The sequence below is a fragment of the Streptococcus oralis genome (assembly GCF_022749195.1).
Lineage (GTDB): Bacteria > Bacillota > Bacilli > Lactobacillales > Streptococcaceae > Streptococcus > Streptococcus oralis_CI.
This window is the reverse complement of record NZ_CP094226.1, coordinates 913,552-939,961: the sequence shown is the minus strand read 5'-3', so window position 1 is coordinate 939,961 and position 26,410 is coordinate 913,552. Positions and strand designations below refer to the sequence as shown.

22 protein-coding genes are annotated in these 26,410 nt (G+C 41.4%); 9 read left to right on the top strand and 13 right to left on the bottom strand.

What is annotated here, in order from left to right:
• Positions 1-70: 70 nt before the first annotated feature.
• The 3 genes from rexB to MP387_RS04565 all read left to right on the top strand — a co-directional run bounded on the left by rexB (position 71) and on the right by MP387_RS04565 (position 8,389).
• A complete protein-coding gene (gene rexB / locus MP387_RS04575; RefSeq protein WP_242748013.1) occupies positions 71-3,346 on the top strand; it encodes an ATP-dependent nuclease subunit B in 3,276 nt (1,091 codons plus the stop codon).
• The gene (addA, locus tag MP387_RS04570; protein ID WP_242748011.1) at positions 3,343-6,996 is read left to right on the top strand and encodes a helicase-exonuclease AddAB subunit AddA; all 3,654 of its coding nucleotides are present in this window, start codon (positions 3,343-3,345) and stop codon (positions 6,994-6,996) included. The genes rexB and addA overlap by 4 nt, the downstream gene beginning before the upstream one ends.
• A gap of 214 nt (positions 6,997-7,210) precedes the next feature.
• Positions 7,211-8,389 carry a hypothetical protein gene (locus MP387_RS04565; RefSeq protein ID WP_242748009.1) on the top strand — a complete coding sequence of 393 codons (1,179 nt, stop codon included), beginning with the start codon at positions 7,211-7,213 and terminating at the stop codon, positions 8,387-8,389.
• Between the two features lie 33 nt (positions 8,390-8,422).
• Here the strand turns inward: MP387_RS04565 and MP387_RS04560 are convergent, their stop codons facing one another.
• Positions 8,423-8,779: a type II toxin-antitoxin system PemK/MazF family toxin gene (locus MP387_RS04560; protein ID WP_000560797.1), complete on the bottom strand. Its 357-nt coding sequence runs from the start codon at positions 8,777-8,779 to the stop codon at positions 8,423-8,425.
• Entirely contained in the window at positions 8,763-8,978 is a 216-nt protein-coding gene (gene mazE / locus MP387_RS04555) for a type II toxin-antitoxin system PemI/MazE family antitoxin (protein ID WP_242748007.1), read from the bottom strand. The genes MP387_RS04560 and mazE overlap by 17 nt, the downstream gene beginning before the upstream one ends.
• 215 nt (positions 8,979-9,193) lie before the next feature.
• Here mazE and ylqF point away from each other — a divergent pair, with 215 nt between their 5' ends.
• From ylqF to xerS, 6 genes are all read left to right on the top strand, one after another.
• Positions 9,194-10,045 carry a ribosome biogenesis GTPase YlqF gene (ylqF, locus tag MP387_RS04550; protein WP_000201310.1) on the top strand — a complete coding sequence of 284 codons (852 nt, stop codon included), beginning with the start codon at positions 9,194-9,196 and terminating at the stop codon, positions 10,043-10,045.
• The gene (locus MP387_RS04545) at positions 10,032-10,811 is read left to right on the top strand and encodes a ribonuclease HII (RefSeq protein WP_242748005.1); all 780 of its coding nucleotides are present in this window, start codon (positions 10,032-10,034) and stop codon (positions 10,809-10,811) included. Before ylqF ends, MP387_RS04545 begins: the two co-directional genes overlap by 14 nt.
• A gap of 12 nt (positions 10,812-10,823) precedes the next feature.
• The gene (locus MP387_RS04540) at positions 10,824-12,374 is read left to right on the top strand and encodes a ClC family H(+)/Cl(-) exchange transporter (RefSeq protein ID WP_242748003.1); all 1,551 of its coding nucleotides are present in this window, start codon (positions 10,824-10,826) and stop codon (positions 12,372-12,374) included.
• A 51-nt stretch (positions 12,375-12,425) separates the two neighbouring features.
• Positions 12,426-13,166 (top strand): CPBP family intramembrane glutamic endopeptidase, encoded by a 741-nt coding sequence (locus tag MP387_RS04535; RefSeq protein ID WP_242748001.1) that lies wholly within the window; start codon positions 12,426-12,428, stop codon positions 13,164-13,166.
• 65 nt (positions 13,167-13,231) lie between these two features.
• A complete protein-coding gene (locus MP387_RS04530) occupies positions 13,232-13,669 on the top strand; it encodes a MepB family protein (protein WP_025170981.1) in 438 nt (145 codons plus the stop codon).
• A gap of 178 nt (positions 13,670-13,847) precedes the next feature.
• Positions 13,848-14,918 (top strand): tyrosine recombinase XerS, encoded by a 1,071-nt coding sequence (xerS, locus tag MP387_RS04525; protein WP_000817856.1) that lies wholly within the window; start codon positions 13,848-13,850, stop codon positions 14,916-14,918.
• A gap of 78 nt (positions 14,919-14,996) precedes the next feature.
• Here xerS and MP387_RS04520 read toward each other — a convergent pair whose 3' ends face one another.
• The 11 genes from MP387_RS04520 to MP387_RS04470 form a co-directional block, all read right to left on the bottom strand.
• Positions 14,997-15,638, bottom strand: a complete 642-nt coding sequence (locus tag MP387_RS04520) for a hypothetical protein (RefSeq protein ID WP_070800460.1) — start codon at positions 15,636-15,638, stop codon at positions 14,997-14,999.
• Positions 15,639-15,743: 105 nt separating this feature from the next.
• On the bottom strand, positions 15,744-16,733 hold the full coding sequence (gene lplA, locus MP387_RS04515; protein WP_084859917.1) for a lipoate--protein ligase: 990 nt from the start codon (positions 16,731-16,733) through the stop codon (positions 15,744-15,746).
• Positions 16,734-16,791: 58 nt separating this feature from the next.
• Complete coding sequence (lpdA, locus tag MP387_RS04510) at positions 16,792-18,495, bottom strand: dihydrolipoyl dehydrogenase (RefSeq protein ID WP_242747999.1); 1,704 nt, start codon at positions 18,493-18,495, stop codon at positions 16,792-16,794.
• 43 nt (positions 18,496-18,538) lie between these two features.
• Positions 18,539-19,582 (bottom strand): dihydrolipoamide acetyltransferase, encoded by a 1,044-nt coding sequence (locus MP387_RS04505; protein WP_242747997.1) that lies wholly within the window; start codon positions 19,580-19,582, stop codon positions 18,539-18,541.
• A gap of 448 nt (positions 19,583-20,030) precedes the next feature.
• On the bottom strand, positions 20,031-21,023 hold the full coding sequence (locus MP387_RS04500; protein WP_242747995.1) for an alpha-ketoacid dehydrogenase subunit beta: 993 nt from the start codon (positions 21,021-21,023) through the stop codon (positions 20,031-20,033).
• Between the two features lie 16 nt (positions 21,024-21,039).
• The gene (locus MP387_RS04495; RefSeq protein ID WP_084932536.1) at positions 21,040-22,008 is read right to left on the bottom strand and encodes a thiamine pyrophosphate-dependent dehydrogenase E1 component subunit alpha; all 969 of its coding nucleotides are present in this window, start codon (positions 22,006-22,008) and stop codon (positions 21,040-21,042) included.
• Positions 22,009-22,186: 178 nt separating this feature from the next.
• Positions 22,187-23,527: an MATE family efflux transporter gene (locus MP387_RS04490; protein WP_242747993.1), complete on the bottom strand. Its 1,341-nt coding sequence runs from the start codon at positions 23,525-23,527 to the stop codon at positions 22,187-22,189.
• Between the two features lie 41 nt (positions 23,528-23,568).
• On the bottom strand, positions 23,569-24,837 hold the full coding sequence (locus MP387_RS04485; RefSeq protein ID WP_242747991.1) for a dihydroorotase: 1,269 nt from the start codon (positions 24,835-24,837) through the stop codon (positions 23,569-23,571).
• Between the two features lie 12 nt (positions 24,838-24,849).
• The gene (locus MP387_RS04480; protein WP_001135781.1) at positions 24,850-25,314 is read right to left on the bottom strand and encodes an NUDIX hydrolase; all 465 of its coding nucleotides are present in this window, start codon (positions 25,312-25,314) and stop codon (positions 24,850-24,852) included.
• 9 nt (positions 25,315-25,323) lie between these two features.
• A complete protein-coding gene (locus MP387_RS04475; RefSeq protein ID WP_242747989.1) occupies positions 25,324-25,977 on the bottom strand; it encodes a uracil-DNA glycosylase in 654 nt (217 codons plus the stop codon).
• Between the two features lie 119 nt (positions 25,978-26,096).
• Positions 26,097-26,390 carry a hypothetical protein gene (locus MP387_RS04470; protein ID WP_033629749.1) on the bottom strand — a complete coding sequence of 98 codons (294 nt, stop codon included), beginning with the start codon at positions 26,388-26,390 and terminating at the stop codon, positions 26,097-26,099.
• Positions 26,391-26,410: the final 20 nt, after the last annotated feature.

Below are 26,410 nucleotides of genomic sequence, written 5' to 3'. Positions count from 1 at the left end.
TGGATTTGGACTGTGAAGCGAACTTTGCTATAATAGAGTAAGAAACTTTGATAAACCAAACGAGGCTGAGATGAAATTACTGTATACTGATATTCGGACTTCTTTGACTGAAATTTTAACGAGAGAGGCAGAAGAGCTAGTTGCTGCTGGCAAGCGTGTTTTCTACATCGCACCCAACTCTCTTTCATTTGAAAAGGAACGCGCCGTGCTGGAATGCTTGTCCCAGCAGGCTTCTTTTGCGATTACCGTCACGCGCTTTGCTCAAATGGCTCGTTACCTGGTCTTGAATGATTTGCCGACTAAAACTAGTCTAGATGACATCGGGCTTGGGATGGCTTTTTATAAGTGCCTTGCGGAACTTGATCCTAAAGAATTGCGAGTTTATGGTGCGATTAAGCAGGATCCTCAATTTATCCAGCAGTTGATGGAACTTTATCACGAGATGACGACTGCTCAGATGAGCTTTTTGGACTTGGAAAGTTTGACGGATGAGGACAAGCGGGCAGACTTACTCTTGATTTTTGAGAAAGTGACTGCTTATCTCAATCAAAGCCAGTTGGCTCAGGGAAGTCAGTTGTCCCATTTGATTGAGGCTATTGAGAATGACAAGGTAAGCAGTGATTTCAGTCAGATTGCCTTGGTTATTGATGGATTTACTCGTTTTTCTGCCGAGGAAGAGCGTGTAGTGGATCTACTTCATCAAAAAGGTGCCGAGATTGTTATTGGGGCCTATGCAAGCAAGAAAGCCTATATCAGTCCGTTCTCTGAAGGGAATCTCTACCAAGCCAGTGTGGAATTTCTTCATCATTTGGGGGCAAAATACCAAACACCTGCTCAGGATCGTTCTCAGACTCATGAAAAAATGGATAGTTTTGACAAGGCCTCTCATTTGCTGGAGTCTTCTTATGACTTTTCAGAACTCGCTTTAGATGTTGATGAGAAGGACCGTGAAAATCTGCAAATCTGGTCTTGTTTGACGCAAAAAGAAGAGCTGGAATTAGTAGCCCGTAGCATTCGTCAGAAATTACATGACCATCCAGAACTGAGTTACAAGAATTTCCGTATTTTGCTGGGTGATGTGGCATCTTACCAGCTATCGCTGAAAACTATTTTTGACCAGTACCAGATTCCTTTCTATCTTGGTAGAAGTGAATCCATGGCCCATCATCCTCTGACTCAGTATGTGGAGTCTATTTTACGTTTAAAACGTTACCGTTTCCGTCAGGAGGATTTGATTAATCTCCTCAGAACTGGTCTATATACCGACCTTAGTCAGGCTGATATTGATGATTTTGAGCAATATCTCCGCTATCTTGGCATCAATGGCTTGCCAGCTTTTCAGCAGAACTTTACCAAATCCCATCATGGAAAATTTGATTTAGAGCGTTTAAATGCTCTTCGTCTGCGCGTTTTGGCGCCACTTGAAACCTTATTTGCCAGTCGGAAGCAAAAGGCTGAAAATCTCTTGCAAAAGTGGAATACTTTTCTAAAAAATGCTGCTTTAAGCAAGCAGATGCAAGACTTGACAGCTACTATGGAAACTCTAGAACAGGAAAGACAAGCCGAAGTTTGGAAAGCCTTCTGCCATGTTTTAGAACAATTTGCGACGGTTTTTGCTGGTTCACAAGTTAGCCTGGAGGACTTCCTGGCCTTGCTTCATTCTGGGATGAGTTTGTCTCAGTATCGCACAATACCAGCAACAGTGGACACCGTTCTGGTGCAGAGTTACGATCTGATTGCACCTATGACCGCTGACTTTGTCTATGCCATCGGTCTGACTCAGGATCATTTGCCAAAAATTGCGCAAAACACCAGTCTTTTGACAGATGAAGAACGACAAAGCCTAAACCAAGCAACTGAGGAGGGAGTGCAATTACTGATTGCAAGTAGCGAAAATCTCAAGAAAAATCGCTATACCATGCTTTCTTTAGTCAATGCTGCTCGTAAGCAGTTGGTGTTGTCAGCTCCAAGTCTCCTCAATGAAAATGAGAGCAAGGAATCGGCCTATCTTCAGGAACTGGTGAGTTTTGGATTTAGCCGAATAGAGAAGAAGATTCATCAAAAAAGTCTGTCTAAGGATGATATGGGTTCTTATCACAGTCTTTTGTCTAGTCTGGTTGCCTATCACCAGCAGGCAGGTTCAAGTGAAAATGAAAAAGATGTCACCTTTGTCAAGGTTTTGGCTCGTGTCATGGGGAAAAAACTAGATCAAAAAGGTCTTACAAATCCTGCACTCCCAACTAGTCCAAGCAGCAAGCCATTAGAGAAAGAGACCTTGCAGGCTCTCTACCCTGCTGACAAGGAGTTTTACCTGTCTACTTCTGGTTTGACAGAATTTTACCGCAATGAATACAGTTATTTCCTCCGTTATGTCTTAGGTTTGCAGGAAGAATTTCGCCTGCGTCCAGATGCTCGCAGTCATGGGAATTTCTTGCATCGTATTTTTGAACGTGCCTTGAAACTACCTGCTGAAAATCCGTTTGACCAGCGTTTGGAGCAAGCTATCAAGGAAACCAGCCAAGAACGCGAATTTGAAGCTATTTATCAAGAAAGTTTGGAAGCCCAATTTATCAAGGAAGTTCTACTTGATGTCGCGCGAACTACGGGCCACATCCTACGTCATAATCCAGCTATCGAAACCATTCAAGAGGAAGCAACATTTGGTGGTAAAGATCAGGCCTTTATTCAATTGGATAATGGTCGGAGTGTCCATGTGCGTGGCAAGGTTGACCGTATTGACCGTTTGAAAGCTGATGGAGCACTGGGAGTGGTAGACTACAAGTCTAGTTTGACCCAGTTCCAGTTTCCTCATTTCTTCAATGGGCTTAATTCCCAACTGCCTACCTATCTTGCTGCCCTAAAAAGAGAAGGGGAGCAGAACTTTTTCGGTGCTATGTACTTAGAAATGGCTGAACCCGTCCAATCTTTATTAGCTGTTAAAAGTCTGGCAGGAGCAGTAGTAGAAGCCAGCAAATCAATGAAATACCAGGGACTCTTTTTAGAGAAAGAAAGCAGTCACTTGGGCGAATTTTACAACAAAAACAAGGCTAACCAGCTGACAGACGAGGAATTCCAGCTCTTACTAGACTATAATGCCCATCTGTACAAGAAGGCTGCTGAAAAGATTCTAGAAGGCCAGTTCGCCATCAATCCCTATACCGAAAATGGCAGAAGCATTGCCCCGTACGTTCAGCAACATCAAGCCATTACAGGTTTTGAAGCCAATTACCACTTGGGACAAGCCCGTTTCCTAGAAAAGTTAGAAGTAGCTGACGGCAAGCGTCTGGTCGGAGAAAAACTCAAGCAAGCTTGGTTTGAAAAAATGAGAGAGGAGTTGAATCGATGAAGCCCATTTCTTTTTTAACTGAGGAAGAAATTCAAAAACTGCAAGAAGCAGAAGCGAGTTCAAGCAAGGAACAGAAGAAAACTGCCGAGCAAATCCAAGCCATTTATACTGCTGGGCAAAACATCCTAGTATCAGCGTCTGCTGGTTCAGGGAAAACCTTTGTCATGGCAGAACGCATTCTGGATCAGTTAGCGCGTGGTGTCGAAATTTCTCAACTCTTTATCTCGACCTTTACCGTTAAGGCTGCTAGCGAACTTAAGGAACGTTTGGAGAAGAAAATCAGCCAACAAATCCAAGAAACCGATGATGTTGATCTCAAACAACACTTGGGACGCCAGTTGGCAGACCTACCAAACGCTGCCATCGGAACCATGGACTCCTTCACACAAAAATTCCTTGGCAAACATGGCTATTTGATTGATATCGCACCGAACTTCCGTATTTTGCAAAATGAAAGCGAACAGTTACTCTTAAAAAACGAAGTTTTTCATCAGGTGTTTGAAGAGCATTACCAAGGTGAAAATAAAGAGAACTTTAGTCGTTTAGTGAAAAACTTTGCTGGACGAGGCAAGGATGAACGTGGTCTGCGCCAGCAAGTCTTCAAAATCTATGATTTCCTCCAATCCACCAGCAGTCCACAAAAATGGTTGAACGAGTCTTTTCTCAAAGGGTTTGAAAAAGCTGACTTTGCAAATGAAAAAGAGAAACTAATTGAGCAAATCAAGCAGGCGCTTTGGGACTTGGAAAGTTTCTTCCGTTATCATCTGGATAACGATGCCAAGGAGTTTCCAAAAGCTGCCTATTTAGAAAATGTGCAGCTGGTTCTGGATGAAATTAGCTCCTTAAATCAAGAGTCCGATAGCCAGGCTTATCGAGCAGTGCTTGCGCGTATTGTCGCAATATCGAAAGAAAAGAATGGTCGAGCTCTAGCTAACTCTAGTCGAAAGGCTGATTTAAAGCCACTGGCTGATGCCTACAACGAAGAGAGAAAGACCCAGTTTGCTAAACTAGGACAACTAGCAGACCAGATAACCATTCTCGACTATCAAGAGCGTTATCATGTAGACACCTGGGATCTAGCTAAAACTTTCCAAAACTTTATGAGCGATTTTGTGGAAGCTTATCGTGAACGTAAACGTCAGGAAAATGCCTTTGAATTCGCTGATATCAGTCATTACACCATTGAGATTTTAGAGAATTTCCCACAAGTTCGTGAGGCTTATCAGGAACGATTCCATGAAGTCATGGTCGATGAGTATCAGGATACTAACCACATTCAAGAACGAATGCTGGAATTGCTGTCGAATGGTCACAATCGCTTTATGGTGGGAGATATCAAGCAGTCCATCTACCGTTTCCGTCAGGCAGACCCGCAGATTTTCAATGAAAAATTTCAACGCTATGCGCAAAATCCTCAAGAAGGAAAGCTGATTTTGCTCAAGGAAAATTTCCGTAGTAGTTCAGAAGTGCTGTCAGCAACCAATGATGTTTTTGGACGCCTTATGGACCAAGAGGTCGGTGAAATCAACTATGACAGCATGCACCAGCTTGTTTTTGCCAATACCAAACTGACTCCTAATCCAGACAACAAGGCAGAATTTCTCCTCTACGATAAGGGCGATAGTGGGCAAGAGAAAGAAGAAAGTGATGAAGACACGAAACTCACTGGGGAAATGCGCCTTGTCATCAAGGAAATCTTAAAGCTACATCAAGAAAAAGGTGTGGCCTTCAAAGAAATTGCCCTTCTGACTTCCAGTCGCAGTCGTAATGACCAGATTCTACTTGCCCTGTCTGAGTACGGGATACCTGTCAAAACCGACGGTGAGCAAAACAACTACCTCCAATCCTTAGAAGTACAAGTCATGTTGGACACCCTTCGTGTCATCCACAATCCCCTGCAAGACTACGCCTTGGTTGCCCTTATGAAGTCTCCTATGTTTAGTTTCGATGAGGACGAGTTGGCGCGTTTATCTCTTCAGAAAGCAGAAGATAAAGTACAAGAGAATCTTTATGAGAAACTAGTTAATGCTCAAAGACAGGTAACTGATCAGAAAGAGTTAATTCACAAGGACCTAGCTGAAAAATTAAATCAATTCATGGATATCTTGGATTCTTGGCGCTTGTATGCCAAAACCCACTCTCTCTATGACTTGATTTGGAAGATTTACAACGACCGTTTTTATTATGACTATGTTGGGGCTTTGCCGAACGGACCTGCTAGACAGGCTAATCTCTATGCCCTAGCTCTGCGAGCTGATCAGTTTGAAAAGAGCAATTTCAAGGGCTTGTCTCGTTTTATCCGTATGATTGACCAAGTTTTAGAGGCTCAGCATGACCTCGCAAGCGTAGCTGTCGCTCCACTTAAAGATGCCGTGGAACTCATGACCATTCACAAGAGCAAAGGACTGGAGTTTCCTTATGTCTTTATCCTCAACATGGATCAGGACTTCAACAAGCAAGACTCAATGTCAGAAGTTATTCTCAGTCGTCAAAATGGGCTTGGTGTCAAATACATTGCCAAAGTGGATACAGGAGCAGTGGAAGCACACTATCCTAAAACCATCAAACTCTCCATTCCCAGCCTTACCTATACCCAGAATGAAGAAGAATTGCAACTGGCTAGCTATTCAGAGCAGATGCGTCTGCTGTATGTTGCCATGACGAGGGCGGAGAGAAAACTTTATCTTGTCGGTAAGGGGTCTCGTGAAAAGCTAGAAGCCAAGGAATACCCAGCAGCAAACAATGGAAAATTAGATGGCAATACCAGACTGCAAGCAAGAAATTTCCAAGATTGGATCTGGGCTATCAGTAAAGTATTTGCCAAGGACAATCTCAACTTTAGCTATCGTTTTATTGGTGAAGACCAGTTGACTAGAGAAGCTATCGGAGAGTTGGAAAACAAGAGTCCTCTACAAGATAGCTCTCAATCAAGCAACCGTCAGTCAGAGACCATCAAAGAAGCTCTGGAAATGCTGAAAGAGGTGGAAGTTTATAATACTCTTCACCGCGCAGCCATTGAACTACCAAGTGTTCAAACCCCAAGCCAAATCAAGAAATTCTACGAACCGGTTATGGATATGGAAGGGGTAGAAGTTACTAACCAAACTCAATCAACTGAGAAGAAAATCAGCTTTGATTTACCTGATTTTTCAACTAAAGAAAAGGTAACTGGAGCTGAGGTTGGTAGTGCCACTCATGAACTCATGCAGAGAATTGACCTTAGTCAGCAACCAACACTTGCTAGCTTGACAGAGACTCTCAAACAAGTTCAGACTAGTCCAGCTGTAAGAGACAAGATCAATCTTTCTAAAATTCTCGCATTCTTTGATACAGCACTTGGTCAGGAAATTCTCGCTAATACCGACCTTCTCTACCGCGAGCAACCTTTCTCCATGCTTAAACGAGACCAAAAGAGTCAGGAAGACTTCGTTGTCCGTGGGATCTTGGACGGCTATCTGCTTTATGAGGATCGTATCGTTCTTTTCGACTACAAGACAGACCGTTACGATCAACCAAGTCAACTCATAGACCGCTATCGTAGTCAGTTAGCCCTATACGGAGAGGCTTTATCTCGTGCCTATTCAATTGAAAACATAGAAAAATACTTGATTATACTAGGTAAAGATGAGGTTCAAGTTGTAAAAGTATAATTTATACTCTTCGAAAATCAAATTCAAACCACGTCAGCTTCACCTTGCCGTATATAGGTGACTGACTTCGTCAGTTCTATCCACAACCTCAAAACCATGTTTTGAGCTGACTTCGTCAGTCTTATCTACAACCTCAAAGCAGTGCTTTGAGCAACCTGCGGCTAGCTTCCTAGTTTGCTATTTGATTTTCATTGAGTATTAGAAAGGAGACCTCGTGACACTTCCAGTTAGAAAATCCCTGCACGATGCGGTTTTACAGGCTTCAAAAGCCGATACTTGGGATCAAGCTACCAAGGAATGGAATGAAGTTTCCTTGATTTTTAATGGCATTGGCCGTAGTAATTGTGTCTGCGGGAATGCCATAAAATACGCCTACGAACTCTTTAACGGAGTTACAGGCCAACGTCTCTTTCCTATAGGAAGCGACTGTGTTCGCCATTTTCATCGTATTAGCCTCGATCAGCAACTAGAAGAGGAGGAAAAACTACTCAGAAAAGTTGAAAACCTAACCAGAAAAGCTCAGAAAAAGGAAAAAATCAAGGTCAATAAAAGCGATTTTGACGAACGACTTCTAAAATGGTTTTGGGAGAAAGGTGTTTTCAAAGCCAATCGTGGCAATCAATTCGCACCTGAGAGAGACTATCAGCTCTTCCTAGAGGTCTTTCAAGGCGGAAGTTGGACCAAGGCAGAGCCAAAGAAGAAGGCTCGTATGGAAGAAGTGCTGGAAAAGTGTATCAAACCTTTTCTACTTGGTAAGACCGATGATCAACTCTACCTTGTCAAACTAGGCAAGGAGAAAATTAACTACGAGCAGCATTTACGGATTCAAGCGGAGAAAGAACGCAAGAAAAGAGATAAAATTGCCAAGCAATACGCTGACAACCTCATTCTTGCCATGGGACCTGCAGAACGAGCCTATCAAGATTACTTTGGCTTTACAGAAACCTTGACCCAAGAAGAACGAAAGTGGGAGAAAATCCTCTTTGGTAAGAATAGAGACGAACGGGCTATCAAGGATAAGCAAAACCAAAAGGAGCTGGAAAAGGATCAGCGAATTGCAAATCAAGATCCTATTGAACGAAAGCAGAAGCAGACTTGGCTTCTTAATTCTTATTTTCGGGATTTACCTGATGAAAAAGCTAGATTTTCTCGACTCTTATTAGAATTTCGAAAAAGTGGAGAAGTACACTTTTCAGATGAATACTTATCTGAACATCTCATCGACTTTTTCTACAAGATGAAAGCCTTTGAGTTTGAAATTGAACCCGAACAAGTCCGCGATTTTCTAAAAGAATGCCTTCAGGCAGAACATCTATCATCTGCACAAGAAAGCTGGACTAGAGGGATTCTCCTCAATTGTCTTCATCCGTTTTTAGATAGGTTTCTCATATAGAAAAAATCCTACCTTGTCTATGCATGGTAGGATTTAAGTATCACCAAATATGTACTGGTAAAGTTGGACGACTTTCTGAAAACACTGCGTGTCCATTTTTGTTATTTTTTGAGCATTACGCATCCGAAAATCGAAGGTATAGAGTTGAAATGGATTGACAGCGCCATCTACCTTGTCCGACGAGACAGGAACGAGCAAGCCTTTTTCTGCCAAACGTTGTTGGCCATGAGTGATGGGACAGACAGCCACAAACCCAGTTTGCAAGGCATATTCTCTCCTAGAAACTACCAAGGCAGGTCGCCGTTTCTGGATTTCCCGACCGACTGATGGATCAAAGTCCAACCAAATGATATCCTGCTTTTCAGGAATATAGTCAGATTTCGCTATCAAGTGACCTTACCCCTTCAAAATCGTTTGTCATTCTCAAATCAGTAACCCCATCAAAAGGATCTTTCAGTTTTGGAGCTAAAACAATGACTCCGTCAATCCCTTTGTAGACAACCATTTCTTGACCTTCTGCCATCCCCAAATTTTTAGGAATAGTCACAGTGAGAGAATTCCCTACCTTCCGAGTCTTTACTGTATTCATCGCTCTACCTCCAGAAAAATGTATACACTAAGTATATACCTATCATCAAAAAAAGTCAAGTCAATCCTTACTGGTATCAAGGATGTTTCGCACCCATACTATTTGTCATTTATTGTGGTCAAAGCCTGTGCAAAAGTTCCTCATTTATGATAGAATAGGTAGTAAGAAAGAAAACGTTTTTACTACGTTTTTTTTAGTCGGAAGGGGAAAATATTATGGCTACTATTCAATGGTTTCCGGGTCACATGTCTAAGGCTCGGCGGCAAGTTCAGGAGAATCTTAAGTTTGTTGATTTTGTGACAATTTTGGTGGATGCTCGACTACCTTTATCTAGTCAAAATCCTATGTTAACCAAGATTGTGGGTGATAAACCTAAACTTTTGATTTTAAATAAGGCGGATCTGGCTGATCCTGCAATGACCAAAGAATGGCGTCAGTATTTTGAATCACAGGGAATCCAAACTCTGGCTATCAATTCCAAAGAGCAAGTAACTGTAAAAGTTGTGACAGATGCAGCTAAAAAACTCATGGCTGATAAGATTGCACGCCAGAAAGAACGCGGTATCAAGATCGAAACCTTGCGGACCATGATTATCGGAATTCCAAATGCTGGTAAGTCAACTCTCATGAACCGTTTGGCTGGGAAAAAGATTGCGGTTGTTGGCAATAAACCAGGTGTTACCAAGGGGCAACAGTGGCTCAAAACCAACAAAGACCTTGAAATTTTAGACACACCAGGGATTCTCTGGCCTAAATTTGAAGACGAAACCGTTGCTTTGAAACTAGCCTTGACTGGAGCAATTAAAGATCAACTACTCCCAATGGATGAAGTGACCATTTTTGGTCTCAATTATTTCAAAAAACATTATCCAGAAAAGCTAGCTGAACGCTTCAAACAAATGAAGATAGAAGAAGAAGCACCTGTTATCATCATGGATATGACCCGTGCTCTCGGTTTCCGAGATGATTACGACCGCTTTTACAGCCTCTTCGTCAAGGAAGTCCGTGATGGAAAACTCGGTAACTACACCTTAGATACATTGGACGACATCGATGACGACGATTAAAGAAATCAAAGAACTTCTTGCCACTGTCAAAGAATTAGACAATCCCCTTTTTCTTGAACTGGAAAAGGATCCTCGTTCTGGAGTTCAAAAGGAAATCAACAAACGTAAAAAAGCCATTCAGGCTGAACTGGATGAGGATCTTCGTCTGGAATCCATGCTTTCCTATGAAAAAGAGCTTTACAAGCAAGAATTGACCTTAATAGCAGGTGTTGATGAGGTCGGCCGTGGTCCTCTGGCTGGACCTGTAGTCGCTGCAGCCGTTATCTTGCCCAAAAATTGTAAGATTAAAGGCCTCAACGATAGCAAAAAAATCCCTAAAAAGAAACATCTGGAAATTTATCAAGCCGTTCAAGACCAAGCCTTGTCAATCGGGATTGGTATCATGGATAATCAGGTCATCGACCAAGTCAATATCTATGAAGCTACCAAACTAGCCATGAAGGAAGCAATCTCCCAGCTCAGTCCGCAACCTGAGCACCTCTTGATTGATGCCATGAAACTGGATTTGTCTATTTACCAAACAGCCATTATCAAAGGAGATGCCAACTCCCTCTCCATCGCAGCTGCATCTATAGTGGCCAAGGTGACACGGGATGAATTGATGAAGGAATACGATCAGCAATATCCTGGCTATGATTTTACAGCTAATGCAGGTTATGGAACAGCTAAACATCTAGAAGGGCTTGAAAAACTAGGTGTCAGCCCAATTCACCGAACCAGTTTTGAACCAGTCAAAACACTAGTTTCAACTAAGAAAGATAAGTAAGAGGAAATGATTATGGAGGAACAGTCAGAAATACTCCGATCCAAGAAAGAATTTGCCTTTGCCTCAAGCACCATATTATCCCAAGTTGGACGAGGAATCATTGTTGGTATCGTCGTTGGTCTCATCGTCGGATCCTTTCGTTTCTTAATCGAAAAGGGCTTCCACCTGATACAAGGACTCTATCAAGATCAAGCGCACCTAGTGCGCAATCTTTTTATCATTGGTCTATTTTATGTAATCGTTTGCTGGCTCAGTGCGAAACTAACTCGGTCAGAAAAAGATATCAAGGGTTCAGGAATTCCTCAAGTCGAAGCCGAACTAAAGGGACTCATGACTCTTAACTGGTGGAGTGTCCTCTGGAAGAAATATGTATTAGGTATTCTTGCTATTGCCAGTGGCCTTATGCTAGGTCGAGAAGGGCCAAGTATTCAACTTGGAGCAGTTGGTGGTAAAGGTATAGCCAAGTGGCTCAAATCTAGCCCAGTAGAGGAACGTTCCCTGATTGCCAGTGGAGCTGCTGCAGGTTTAGCAGCTGCCTTTAATGCACCAATTGCAGGTCTCCTCTTTGTTGTAGAAGAAGTCTATCACCATTTTTCACGCTTTTTCTGGATCTCAACTCTAGCAGCCAGCATCGTAGCAAACTTTGTCTCACTACTTATATTTGGCCTAACACCCGTACTGGATATGCCAGACAACATCCCTCTCATGACGCTGGATCAATATTGGATTTACCTCCTTATGGGAGTTTTTCTGGGACTTTCTGGTTTTCTCTATGAGAAGGCTGTACTCAATGTCGGTCGAATTTATGACTGGATTGGTCAAAGAATCCATTTAGATAAAGCTTATTACCCAATCCTAGCCTTTATCCTCATCATCCCAGTCGGAATTTTCTTACCTCAAATTCTTGGTGGTGGAAATCAGCTTGTTCTTTCCCTAACTGAGCAAAATTTTAGTTTTCAAGTTCTATTAGCTTACTTTTTGATTCGCTTTGTTTGGAGCATGATTAGTTATGGAAGTGGTCTCCCAGGAGGAATTTTCCTACCCATTTTGGCGCTTGGTTCCTTACTTGGTGCCCTAGTCGGTGTCATTTGTGTCAATCTTGGGCTTGTTAGTCAGGAGCAGTTTCCTATATTTGTCATTTTAGGAATGAGTGGCTACTTTGGTGCAATTTCCAAGGCTCCCTTAACCGCTATGATACTTGTTACTGAGATGGTTGGGGACATTCGCAACCTCATGCCACTTGGCTTAGTGACCTTAGTCGCCTACATTGTCATGGATCTGCTCAAGGGTGCTCCAGTCTATGAGGCTATGCTGGAAAAAATGTTGCCAGAAGAAGCGACAGATGAAGGAGAAGTCACCCTCATTGAAATCCCTGTATCAGATAAAATCGCTGGAAAACAGGTTCATGAACTCAACCTACCACACAATGTCCTCATCACTACCAAAGTCCATAATGGCAAAAGCCAAACGGTTAATGGCTCAACTAGAATGTATCTGGGTGATATGATTCACCTGGTGATTCCAAAAAGTGAAATTGGAAAAGTCAAAGATTTGTTGTTATGAGTTCTGTTTACATAATTTATTTTACGTAAAATATCATTGAAAGGATTCTCTATGAAAAGAAATAAGGCAATTGCAGTATATTTGCTAGGCACATTTAGCCAGTTAGTATCAGTTTGTCTCCTTTTCTTTCTCTTGAATCATTTTTCTGTTCAGTCCAATCTATTAACTATTTTAGGAATCTTTCTAGGTGGCATTTCTTCAGCTCTTTGGGGAACAATTGTTGCAAATCACTATTTTCATATTCATTTTAAGAAGATTGTAAACGTTTTTTTTAACATTCATACCAGTTATAAACACTATTTATTATCTTTTTTCCTTATTATCCTTGATTTTTCTTTTCTAATGTTTGGTGGAAAAATAATAGAATTTAGCTGGTATCTCCCATTTTTGATGTTCTTCAAATTTATTGTCTTTGGTGGTATAGAAGAGATTGGATGGCGATATGTTTTTCAACCAATTTTACAAGAAAAGTTGCCATATTTTTACTCAACAATCTTAACCTTTTTCAGCTGGGCGCTTTGGCATCTGTTGTTCTTTTACATAGATGGTTCCCTAGCAACACTGCAAATTCTACCGTTTTTATTTGGATTGCTGACGAATTCTTTCATACTCTCAGCTCTTTATAACAAAACAAAGAATCTCTGGATTTGCGTTATGACACATTCGATCATTAATGTCTTGTCTCAGCTAACCATAGACACTAATCGATCCGAAACCTACCTGCTTAAAATCTTCATCATCTTGGTATCCTGCTATATAGTAATACATAAAAAAGGTGTGCATAGTCGGTAGCTGATTTTGTTGGAAACAGTATTATTCTTTGGAAAAGTTATTTGCTAAGGAGGACATACATCATAATGAAAATACTCGATGTTTTATATAATTTTTATGGTGATTTTGATTTCATTGAAGAAAAATACAATGAAAAATATGAAGGTATTCTTATCAATATAAAGGAAGAGCAAGGGTATAAAAGATGCCGCTTGGCAAAAAGAACACCAAAAAAAGAAGGATATTTTACAGTTTTTTGGAAAAAAGACCAAAATAACAAGAACATTCCTTATACCAATGAGGACTTAGGAAATGAACTTATAATCGTTATCATCGATAATGATAAGAGGGGACTATTCATTATTCCAAACGAGGTGGCTATTCGTAAAAACATTCTGTCGACAAAAGATAGCAATGGAAAAATGTCTATGCGATTTTATCCTCCTTGGTGCTCAAATTTAAATACAACAGCTCGAGCAACACAAAAATGGCAATTGCAATATTTTAGAGAAATTGAAATATAAACATATTGCCGGATTACATACACACAAAAGACCTGTTTCTTATGATTGTGGAACCAGGTCCTTGTTTTTTCTAGAATCCATCAAACACCTATAACGTCTTTCCGAAAAACTATAATTTTCTTGAAAAATATATGAGTCTATGCTATACTACTAGTAGACTTAATTATGGAGAAAATACATGAAACGTGAGATTTTACTGGAACGAATCGACAAACTAAAACAAATCATGCCCTGGTATGTTCTGGAATACTACCAATCCAAGCTTGCTGTGCCCTACAGTTTTACAACCTTGTACGAATATCTCAAGGAATACGATCGATTTTTCAGCTGGGTTTTAGAGTCTGGAATTTCAAATGCTGATAAAATGTCTGATATTCCTTTATCTGTCTTGGAAAATATGTCTAAGAAAGATATGGAAGCTTTTATCCTATATCTACGTGAACGTCCATTGCTGAATGCTAATACAACCAAGCAAGGTGTATCTCAGACGACCATCAATCGGACCTTATCAGCACTTTCTAGTCTTTACAAGTATCTAACAGAGGAGGTTGAAAACGACCTGGGAGAACCCTATTTCTATCGTAATGTAATGAAGAAAGTTTCAACCAAGAAAAAGAAAGAAACACTTGCTGCTAGAGCTGAAAACATCAAGCAAAAACTCTTTCTAGGTGATGAAACAGAAGGTTTTCTAACTTATATCGATCAGGAGTACCCACAACAGCTCTCAAATCGCGCTCTCTCATCATTTAATAAGAACAAAGAACGTGATTTGGCCATTATTGCCCTTCTCCTAGCGTCTGGTGTCCGCTTATCTGAAGCTGTTAATCTAGATCTAAGAGACCTCAATCTCAAAATGATGGTGATCGATGTCACTCGAAAAGGGGGGAAACGTGATTCTGTCAATGTCGCTGCTTTTGCTAAGCCTTACCTAGAGAATTATCTAGCCATTCGAAATCAACGCTATAAGACGGAAAAGACAGATACAGCTCTCTTTTTGACCTTATATCGAGGCGTTCCCAATCGTATTGATGCTTCTAGTGTTGAAAAGATGGTTGCTAAGTACTCTGAGGACTTCAAAGTCCGTGTAACTCCACACAAACTACGCCATACCCTGGCGACTAGGCTCTATGATGCTACTAAATCGCAAGTTTTGGTCAGCCATCAGCTAGGACATGCCAGTACACAAGTCACTGACCTCTATACCCATATCGTCAATGATGAACAAAAGAATGCTTTAGATAGTTTATGATTGTTACATATTATAAATTATGTAAAGCAACTATTGCTAAAAAACGAAAGACCAATTCCTTTATCTTTCGTTTTTTATTTATTTAAACTCAATCCAGTAGTTACGGTGAGGCTCTATAATTACTGGTTTACCCCAAAAGGCTTGCAGATAGGCTAGATTTGCTGGGCTTACTGGTTTTTTTGAATCATTGTACTGCTCAGCACTCTCTTTAGTTAGAAAACATTTTACTGCTTCATAAGAAGTACCATCAGCTGATTCTCTTTCGATTCCCATATACGAAATTTCGTCACCATTTTTAAGATCGTCAGTTAACAGTTTACCAATAAAGAACACTGTCTTATCTTTCATAAATTCATAAGCCTTACTATGTTCTAGTCGGTTATTCGCTGCAGCATACATAATACAAAAACTATCAACAATGTCCTTCAAAGACATTAAGTCCCCTTTGTTTACTTTGATTTCATCGGGGAGAAGACCGCCAATTATAAGATTTTGAAAATGGGCTTGCTGGATTACATTATCTAAAGCCATTCCTAAAGGTATTTGAACAGCTTGGTATCCTAAAGGTTGAAGCTCTTTGTATTTCTTATCATAATGTTCTTGTGTGATGCTTATATTTAAACTTTCAGTTTGATAAATTTCTTCATTTCTATAGAAAGCAACAACATTGCGGTCTAACTGTTCAAATAGATTAAGACTTTCTACTGGAATTTCTAACATTAATGAATAACTCCTTTTCATTTTTCATCTCTATTATAATCTAATCAGCATGATTATTAAGTTTAACCCTAATAAAAGAATCCATCATAAATGGATTCTTTTTCCTTACCCCACTACTGCTTCAGCGATTTCTTCACGGCTAATACCAGCAAAGTAGCGTGTGATGTCAATAGTTTCTAGTGACTTGAGGACATCTTCACGTTCGTATTTCACTCCACGGAGGACATCTTCTACAGCTGCAACGTCCTCGATACCAAAGAAGTCCCCATAGATCTTGATATCTTGGATTTTTGATTCAATGACGTTGGCAAAAACTTCGACCTTACCACTGGTGAATTTTGTTCCACGACGGACGTTAAATTCAGGTGATTTACCGTAGTTCCAGTTCCAAGTACCGAACTTGGTATCCTTGATACGATTGATTTCAGCCAATTCTTGCTCAGAAAAAACGTATTCAGTCATCTCTGGGTACTCTTTTTTCATGTATTCCAAGAGCAAATCACGGAATTCTTCAACTGTGATTTTTTCTGGCAATTCATTGACAATATTTGTTACACGGGCACGGACGGATTTGACACCTTTTGACTCAAATTTATCCTTTGAAACCTTGAGGGCGTTAGCAAGAACTGACAAATCAACGTCAAAGAGCAAGCAACCATGGTGCATGATACGCCCATTGATATAGGCTTGAGCATTGCCACAGAATTTTTTGCCATCAATCTCTAGATCATTACGGCCTGTAAATTCGGCTTTAACACCAAGTTGAGCCAAGGTATTGATAACTGGAGTTGAGAAGCTCTTGAAGTCGAAGGCCTTGTTTTCATCTTCTTTTGAAATGATGGTGTAGTTGAGGTTGTTTAGATCGTGGTAAACAGCTCCGCCACCACTGATACGGCGGACTACCTCAATACCATTTTCGCGAACATAATCACGGTTGATTTCTTCGATAGTATTCTGGTGACGACCAACAATGATAGAAGGTTTGTTAATCCAAAGAAGGAAGATTTGATCCTCATCTAGTAAGTGTTTAAAGGCATATTCTTCCAAGGCGATATTAAAAGCAGTTTCGTTTGAATGATTGATAATATATTTCATGATATCCCTTTATACGATAGAGACTGGAAATTCCCTTCCAGTCTATTCTATCATCGATTTATTTTTTCTTAGGTGAATGGATGGCCATTCCTAGAACATCTGCAAATGCTTCGTACATAACCTCAGAGTATGTTGGGTGTCCGTGGATAGTCTTCAGCATTTCTTCAACAGTAATTTCCATTTCGATGATGCTTGACGCTTCGTTGATCAATTCTGCTGCTGCAGGACCGATGATATGGACGCCAAGGATTTCTCCGTATTTCTTATCTGCAATGACTTTAACGAAACCTTGAGCTGCATCAGAAGCAATGGCACGACCGTTCGCAGCAAAGTTGAATTTACCGATGGCTACATCGTATTTCTCACGAGCTTGTTCTTCAGTCAAACCTACTGCTGCTACTTCAGGAAGAGTGTAGATAGCTGCTGGAGTTAAGTTTAATTTGGCAACAGCATGGTTTCCTTTGAGGGCATTTTCAGCAGCAACTTCACCCATGCGGAAGGCCGCGTGCGCCAACATTTTAGTACCGTTGATGTCACCTGGTGCGTAGATACCTGGAACAGAAGTTTCCATGTATTCATTGACCTTGATACGTCCACGATCCAACTCAAACTCAACATTGCCAATTCCTTCGAGGTCTGGCACACGACCGATTGAAAGAAGGGCTTTGCTTGCAATGATATCGTCTTTACCTTCAACCTTGATACGAAGTTGACCATTTTCCTCGATGATTTCTTGCAATTTTGTACCAGTTAAGATGGTCATACCTTTGCGCTCAAGGATCAAACGAAGGTTCTTAGACACTTCCGCATCCATAGCAGGAACGATACGGTCCATCATTTCGATAACAGTTACTTTTGAACCAAATGTCATGAAGGCTTGGCCGAGTTCGATACCGACAACTCCACCACCGATGATTACGAGGCTTTCTGGAACTTCGTTCATTTCAAGAATATCATCGCTGGTCATCACAAGTGGAGATTCCATACCAGGGACGTTAATCTTGCTGACTTTTGAACCACCAGCAAGGATAATTTTCTTGGTTTCAAGCAATTCAGAACCATTAACCAAGACATTCTTATCCTTAGTAATCGTACCAACACCCTTATGAACAGTAACTCCGTAGCTACGAAGAAGACCCGCAACACCACCTACCAAGGTATTGACAACTTTAGATTTAGTTTCTAAAAGTTTATCCATATCAACAGTGAAGTTTGGATTTTCGATGACGATACCACGATTTGCTGCATGACCGATGTTTTCGATGATTTCAGCATTGTGAAGGTATGTCTTAGTTGGGATACAGCCGCGGTTCAAGCAAGTTCCACCGAGTTCAGATTTCTCAACAAGGGCAACCTTACCGCCAAGTTGGGCAGCTTTAATGGCCGCTACATATCCAGCAGGACCTCCACCAATCACAACGATATCAAAGGCATCATCGCTCTTGCCGTCGTCGCTTGAGACACTAGCTGCGGGAGCAGGGCTAGCTTCTGGTGCTGCTACTCCAGCTGTTGGGATGTTTTCCCCTTCTTCCCCAAGGTAACCGATAACTTCCGTTACAGGGACAGTTTCACCATCTCCTTTGAGGATGGCAATCAAGTATCCATCTTCTTCGGCTTCCAATTCCATACTGACTTTGTCAGTCATGATTTCCAAAAGGATTTCTCCTTCTTTTACAAATTCTCCGACTTTCTTATTCCATTGGACGATTTGTCCTTCTGTCATATCTACGCCGGCTTTTGGCATAATTACTTCTAAGGCCATGTCTTACTTCCTTTATCTAAATCTCTAAAATACAATAGCTGACTTAAACCAACATTGAGATCGGATTCTCAATCAAGGCTTTCAAGTCTTTCATAAACTTAGCACCAGCCATACCATCTACAACACGGTGGTCAATAGTTAAACCAAGGCTCATGATTGGTCGGATAACAATCTCACCATTGACAACTACAGGTTTCTCGACTGTTGAGCTTACCCCGAGGATTGCTGAGTTGGGTTGGTTAATAATCGGACCAAAGGACTGAACACCAAACATTCCCAAGTTACTGATTGTGAAGGTTGAATTTTGCAGTTCGCTTGGAGCCAATTTACCATCCAAGGTACGGCCAATAACATCCTTGAAGGCTACAACCAACTCTGACAAGCTCATTTTTTCAGCATTATAGACAACAGGTGTCATCAATCCATTATCCATACCAACCGCCATAGCAAGGTTGACATAATTATGAGTGATAATGGTCTTGCCATCTTCTGTCAATGAAGCATTGATGTAAGGATGTTTCATCAATGTATTCACAACAGCAAGTGAAAGAAGATCAGTAACCGTAATTTTCTTACCAGTTGCTTCCATGATTGGTTCAAGAACCTTCTTACGAAGAGCCAACATTTCTGACATATCGACATCATAGTTGAGTGTGAAGGTTGGCGCAGTTAGGTAGGATTCAACCATACGTTGGGCGATTACCTTACGCATTGGTGTCATTGGAATACGCTCAATCTCACCATAAGGAGTGATATTGTCTGGAACTTCTTCCACTTTTTCAATCTGAGCAGGGGACTTGATGGTGTCGTTTTCGATATTTTCAGGAAGGAAGGCCAAAACGTCCTTCTTCATGATCTTACCACGATGGCCAGTTCCTTGGATTTCCTGCCAAGCAATGTTATGTTCGAGGGCAATTCGTTTTGCAAGTGGCGAAATGCGAACCACATTTGTGTCTTTATAAGTTTCCACGTCTTCTTTGTGGACACGACCGTTTGCACCTGAGCCAGAAACGTCGTAGAGGTTGATCCCTAGATCATCCGCTAACTTTCTAGCCGCAGGAGTCGCTCTTAGCTTGTCATCAGCCATGACCTCTCCAATTCTATACTAAGATATTAAGGACGAAGAGGGCAATGAAAAAATAGGAGATTGACCATGTGTTCGATGCACACAAGGAAATCTATCTTTTTTTCGAAGACCTCCGTCCGAATTCAATTACATGATGCAAAGGGCGTTTAAAAGCGACCGAAAAATCGGAAATCAACGCAGACTTCGATGAAGTCAAGGAGATTTATCTTTTTTCCGAGCTTTTAGCCCGTGTTCAACTCTACAAGTAACTTGGACACGAAACGCGTCTCAAGTTACTACGGTTGCCGCTATTAGGCGGTCAACCTAGTAGGCTTACTAAGTTTTTTGTCGAATATGATCGATTCGTCAAAAAACTGTCGCAACTTTATATACAACTTGGATACAAAACATACCTCAAGTTACTAAAGTTAAAATCTTTAAAAATTTACGTAATTTAATTTATGCAATATTATTCTTTGTTATAAGTCTTACGGATGGTATCTTTAATGCTTTCAACTGTTGGAATCATTGCATTTTCTAGGTTTTGTGCGTAAGGCATTGGCACATCTTCTCCTGCACAACGGCGGATTGGTGCGTCTAGATAATCAAATGCTTCTGATTCTGAAATAATAGCTGAAATCTCTCCGATATAGCCACTTGTTTTGTGGGCGTCGTTGACTAGCACCACCTTACCAGTCTTCTTCACTGAGTTAATGATGATATCCTTATCAAGCGGTACAAGAGTACGTGGGTCCACAATTTCAACTGAAATTCCCTCTTCTGCTAATTCTTCAGCAGCTTGAACCACACGGCGAAGCATTTTTCCATAAGTAACGACTGTTACATCTGTACCTTGGCGTTTGATTTCACCAACTCCAAGTGGGATTGTGTAGTCTGGATCAACTGGCACTTCCCCTTTTTGGTTAAATTCTGACTTGTATTCAAGGATGATAACAGGGTTGTTATCACGGATAGAAGACTTGAGCAGTCCTTTCATGTCCGCAGGCGTACCTGGAGCTACAACCTTGAGACCAGGGATGTGTGTAAACCAAGACTCTAGAGATTGCGAGTGCTGGGCCGCAGAACCAACTCCGTTACCAGCTGCACAACGTACAGTCATTGGAACCTGACCTTTACCACCAAACATATAACGTGTTTTAGCAGCTTGGTTGACGATATTATCCATGGCAATAACCGAGAAGTCCATGAAGGTCATATCGACAATTGGACGAAGTCCTGTCATGGCTGCTCCTGCTGCTGCTCCCGAGATGGCAGCTTCAGAAATCGGACAGTCACGGACACGTTCTGGACCAAATTCTTCGAGCATTCCAACAGAAGTTCCGAAGTCTCCTCCGAAGACACCGACGTCTTCTCCCATCAAGAATACATTTTCATCGCGACGCATTTCCTCAGACATAGCAAGGATAATGGTGTCACGGAACGACATTGTTTTTGTTTCCATTTTTATCTCTTTCTCCTTAGTCTGCGTAAATATCTTCAAATGCGGATTCTAGTGGTGGGAATGGACTTTCTTCTGCAAATTTAACAGAAGCTTCCACTGCTTCCTTGACTTGTGCTTGAATTTCTTCCAATTCTTCTGCACTCGCAATATTATTTTCAACGAGGTACTTGCGAAGGTTTTCGATTGGGTCTTTTTGTTTCCACAATTCCACTTCTTCACGGGTACGATATTTACCAGGGTCAGATGATGAGTGACCAAGCCAGCGATAGGTTACACTTTCGATCAAAACTGGTCCATTGCCACCACGAACATGGTCTACGGCTTTCTTAAATCCTTCATAGACATCGATGACATTGTTTCCATCTTCGATAAACATTCCAGGGATTCCATAAGCAGCACTACGTTGATGGATATGCTCCACATTGGTCATTTTCTTGATATCCGCAGAGATCCCATAACCGTTGTTAATGCAGTAGAAAATAACAGGAAGTTTCCAGATAGAAGCCATGTTCACTGCTTCGTGGAAAACACCCTCGTTGGTCGCGCCATCTCCAAAGAAGCAGACAACGATTTTACCAGTATGTTGCATTTGCTGACTGAGGGCTGCACCGACAGCGATTCCCATACCACCACCTACGATACCATTGGCACCAAGGTTACCCGCATCAAGGTCGGCGATGTGCATAGAACCACCTTTTCCTTTACAGGTTCCAGTGTATTTCCCGAGGATTTCAGCCATCATTCCGTTGAGGTCAATCCCTTTGGCAATAGCTTGCCCGTGTCCACGGTGATTTGAGGTAATCAGATCATCTGGATTAAGAGCCAGCATCGCTCCGACGTTAGCTGCTTCCTCTCCGACAGAAAAGTGAGTCATACCGGGAACTTTCCCCTTTTTCACTAACTGAGCAATTTTTAAGTCCATGCGACGGATTTCTTCCATCTTACGGAACATCTCTAGCAAAAGATTCTTATCTAAAGTTGACATAATCTTGCCTTTCTAACTTTGTTCTTACCTTACTATTTTACCTTTTTTAGTATACACTGTCAAAGTATATGGCTAATAAAATTTCACAATATAAAAAAATAAATCCCTGTTAAAACAGGGATTCCCTCTAGTTGGAGCGTTTTTTCACAAAGTTCTTTTTCAGGATATTTCCCAAAAATTAGCTCAATTTTTTCATTACGGTTTTCAAACGCCATTGATACAAACAACCAGAAACAATCAAGCTGGCAATTAACCCAATCCAGTAGGCAAATGCCCCTAAGTCAGTTGCTTGATCTAGTAGATATCCTAGTGGTATCGCTACTCCCCAATATCCGATTAATCCAAGATAGAAAGGAACGATAGTGTCCTTATAGCCTCTTAAAATTCCTTGGAGAGGAGCCGCAAAGGTATCAGCTAACTGAAAAAAGAGACTGTAGGTTAGAAATACAGCAGTTGTTTCAATGAACTGAGGGCCATTTCCATATAGATTTGCTACACGATCTCTAAAAATGTAGAGAAAGGACAGGGTAAGACCTGCAAACATAAGGGCGGTTACTCTTCCCAGACGAGCATAGGTTTTTGCATCCTCAAAACGTTTGGCCCCCACCTCGTAAGACACAACAATCGCCATAGCAGAGGAAATACTCATAGGAAAAGCATACATGAGACTCGAAAAGTTCATAGCTGACTGGTGACTGGCGATGATGAGCGATGAAAACTTAGCCATGATTAGTCCCACTACGGAGAAAATAGCTACTTCCGCAAAGACGGTTCCCCCGATTGGTAGACCTAGCCGAACACCTTCCTTGATTTTATCTATATTGAGTGGAATCCGTTTCTCAAGATGTAACGCTTTTAACCTATCTTGTTTGAACAAAATAAGCAGAGAAATCCCCAATAAAACCCAATAGGCTAGGGAAGTTCCCAGACCTGCTCCTGCACCACCAAGCTCAGGAAAACCGAATGCTCCATATATCAAGAGATAGTTAAAACCACTATTTAGCGGAAGTAATAGGAGCATCAGATACATAGATAACTTGGTCAAACCAAGAGAATCCAACAAAGACCGAATGACACTGAAAAGCAACAAGGGAATAATCCCGATAGAAAGGTACCAAAGATAGGAAACTGCAACTGCCGCCACTTGAGCTTCTAGTCCGATGTTGTTTAAGACAGGTGGCGCTAAGAATACTACCATTCCAAGCAAGACCAAAGACAGTCCGAAAGCCAAGTAGATAAATTGGTAAAAATCAGATGCTACTTCTTCCTTTTTGCCCCGTCCCAGATGATGGCCTATGATGGGAACCATGGCCGAAACAATCCCTGTTAAAAAAGTAAAGAAAGGATTCCATAGACTCGTTGCGGTTGACACCCCCGCCAAGTCCATGGTATTGTACTGCCCAGTCATAGTTGTATCAACAAAAGAGGCAGAATAATTGGCAAATTGATAAATTAGGATAGGAAAAAATATCTTAAGAAATAAGACAAACTTGTCTTTAAATTGATGGGTTGGATACATATACGCTCTCTATTCTTATAGTTTATAGAGCAGAATCCCATCTAGTTTTGATAGACGATTTGTCCCTTACAGATGGTATATTTAACCTGCCCTTTTAAAGTTTCACCGATAAATGGTGAATTAGCTGCTTTTGAAGCAAAGTGTGAGTCCACAAGGCGGTCAGCCTTAGCATCAAAGATAGTGATATCCGCTGGACCATTCTCAGCCAAGTAACCAGCTTCAAAGTTGTAAAGTTTGGCTGGATTGACAGTCATTTTTTCAATCAATTCCATCAAGCTTAGCTCACCAGCTTCCACCAAATAAGTCAAACCAAGAGAAAGAGAGGTTTCCAAACCTGTCATACCAGATGGTGCTTTGGTGATATCTTCTACATTTTTCTCATCTGCATGGTGAGGAGCGTGGTCTGTCGCGATAACTGTGATAACACCTGACTTGAGACCTTCGATAACAGCACGACGGTCTGATTCCAAACGAAGCGGAGGATTCATTTTGGCATTGCTTCCTTGAGTTAAAAGAAGAGCTTCTGTCTTAGAGAAATGCTGTGGCGCTACTTCTGCTGTGACTTGTGCTCCCAAACCTTGAGCGAATTCCACTACCTTGACACTTTCTTCCTTAGACAAATGCTGGATGTGAACATGGGCCTTGGTTGCATAGGCAATCATAACATCACGCGCAATCATAGCGTACTCAGCCACCCCAGTCGCCCCACAGATATGAAAATGTTCCTTAGCGATGTTTTCATTAAAGCCAAGAATCCCGTTCAAACCTGGATCTTCCTCATGAAGGCTGATAAAGGTATTGAGTTTTTTGGCTTCCTCCATGGCTTCCTTAACCACTTTACTACTTTCAAGGGGAATCCCGTCATCAGAAAAACCAACCGCACCTGTTTCTAAGAGTGCCTTAAAGTCTGTCAAATCTTGGCCATTAAAGTTCTTGGTAATAGTCGCAACCGTTTTGACGTTAATTTTTTCCTTGGCAGCTGACTGAAGAACTTCTTGCAAAGTTTCTACGTCCGAAATGGTTGGACTGGTATTAGCCATCATAACAACCGTTGTAAAACCACCTGCAGCAGCCGCTAGTGCCCCAGTATGGATGTCCTCCTTGTGGGTCTGACCAGGTTCACGGAAATGAACATGAATATCAACTAGTCCAGGCGCAACTACAAGACCAGTAGCATCAATTAGCTCTGCTCCTTCTTCCTTGATTTCAGGGGCAATTTTGACAATTTTCCCATCTTGGACCAAAACATCACACACTTGATCCAAACCAGACTTGGGATCCATTACACGACCATTTTTGATTAGTAGCATCTGCTTTCTCCTTTATTCATAGAAATCAACTTGGGTATCCAACAATTTATCCCCATCATAAACAAACTTGGCTGAAAAGAAGGGTTTGTCCTCTAAAAGCCACTCAACAAAGGTGTGATCACCTTCCCAAGTCGGCTTGCTTAAGACTTCATCATAGGGAACCCATTCTAAGGTTCCCTCATTGCAGTCAATCAAGTCACCCTCGAACTCTGTCACCTTAAAAACATAGGTGTACCAGTCTAAATCTGGCGTAAATTCAGGAAAAGTGATAACACCTTTAAGTACTGGCTTGGCTTTGAGCCCTGTTTCTTCGAGGATTTCACGCGTTGCGCACTCCTGAGGTGTCTCCCCTCGCTCTAGCTTACCACCCACACCAATCCATTTTCCTTCGTGGACATCATTGGGTTTCTTATTACGATGGAGCATGAGCAGTTCTTTTCCGTTATCAATGTAGCAAATAGTCGCTAACTGAGGCATATTTTCTCCTTATCTAAGCCAATCGATTGGCTCTTGTCCTGTCTCTTTTAAGAATGCATTGGCCTTGGAAAAAGGCTTGGAACCCCAAAATCCTCTATAAACCGATAACGGACTAGGATGGGCTGATTCGATAATCAAGTGGTGAGGATTGGTAACCAAGACCTTCTTCTTACGTGCATAAGCGCCCCAGAGCACAAAGACTACAGGTCTGTCTAGATGATTGACCACCTGAATCACAGCATCAGTAAAGGGCTCCCATATTAGCCCAGAATGACCATTGGCTTGCCCAGCAGGAACCGTCAAGCAAGCATTGAGAAGCAAGACTCCTTGCTCAGCCCAAGCTGTCAAATCATGGGATTTCTTAGCTCCGATGTCATCCGACAATTCTTTCAAGATATTTTGCAAGGACGGCGGAGCTGGGATAGCATCGGGTACAGAAAAACTCAAACCCTGCGCTTGACCTGGCCCGTGATAGGGGTCTTGCCCTAGAATCACCACCTTAACCTCTTCCAGATGAGTAGTCAAGAGAGCTTGAAAAACTTTTTCCTTAGGTGGATAGACAGTTCCCTGAGCATAGACCTGTTCCATAAATTGATTGATTTTCCCGAAATAACCTTCAGGTAATTGCTCCTTAATCAAAGCATGCCATGATGAGTGTTGCATCGCCAACTCCTTCGTTTTTACTGCCTCTATTATAGCAAAAAGTGGCTATCTAAACCACTTTTTACAGTTCTTATATATACTGTTATTCATCCTAGTATTGGACATTAGTATTCACAGTATCAATCAGCCATTAAAAACTTTTCGATTGTTTCAATAGCATAGGAAAGTTGATTATTTACAGACATCATCCGTTCAAAATTAGCGTCCATATAGTAGAGCTCAGATAAGCCACCCCTAGGAAGAAAGAGTGAATAGTGAATATTCATCTTCTCTCGAGTACTTAACTCTATATGATTGCTTATGATATACTTTAACTCTTTTAACGAATTTACTTGAGCAACCACACCTTTTAACTGATACTGCTCGATGAGGTTTAGTAAATTGTCAATCTCTTCAATGACTTTAGTTTCCATATCATCCCCTCTTAGGAAAA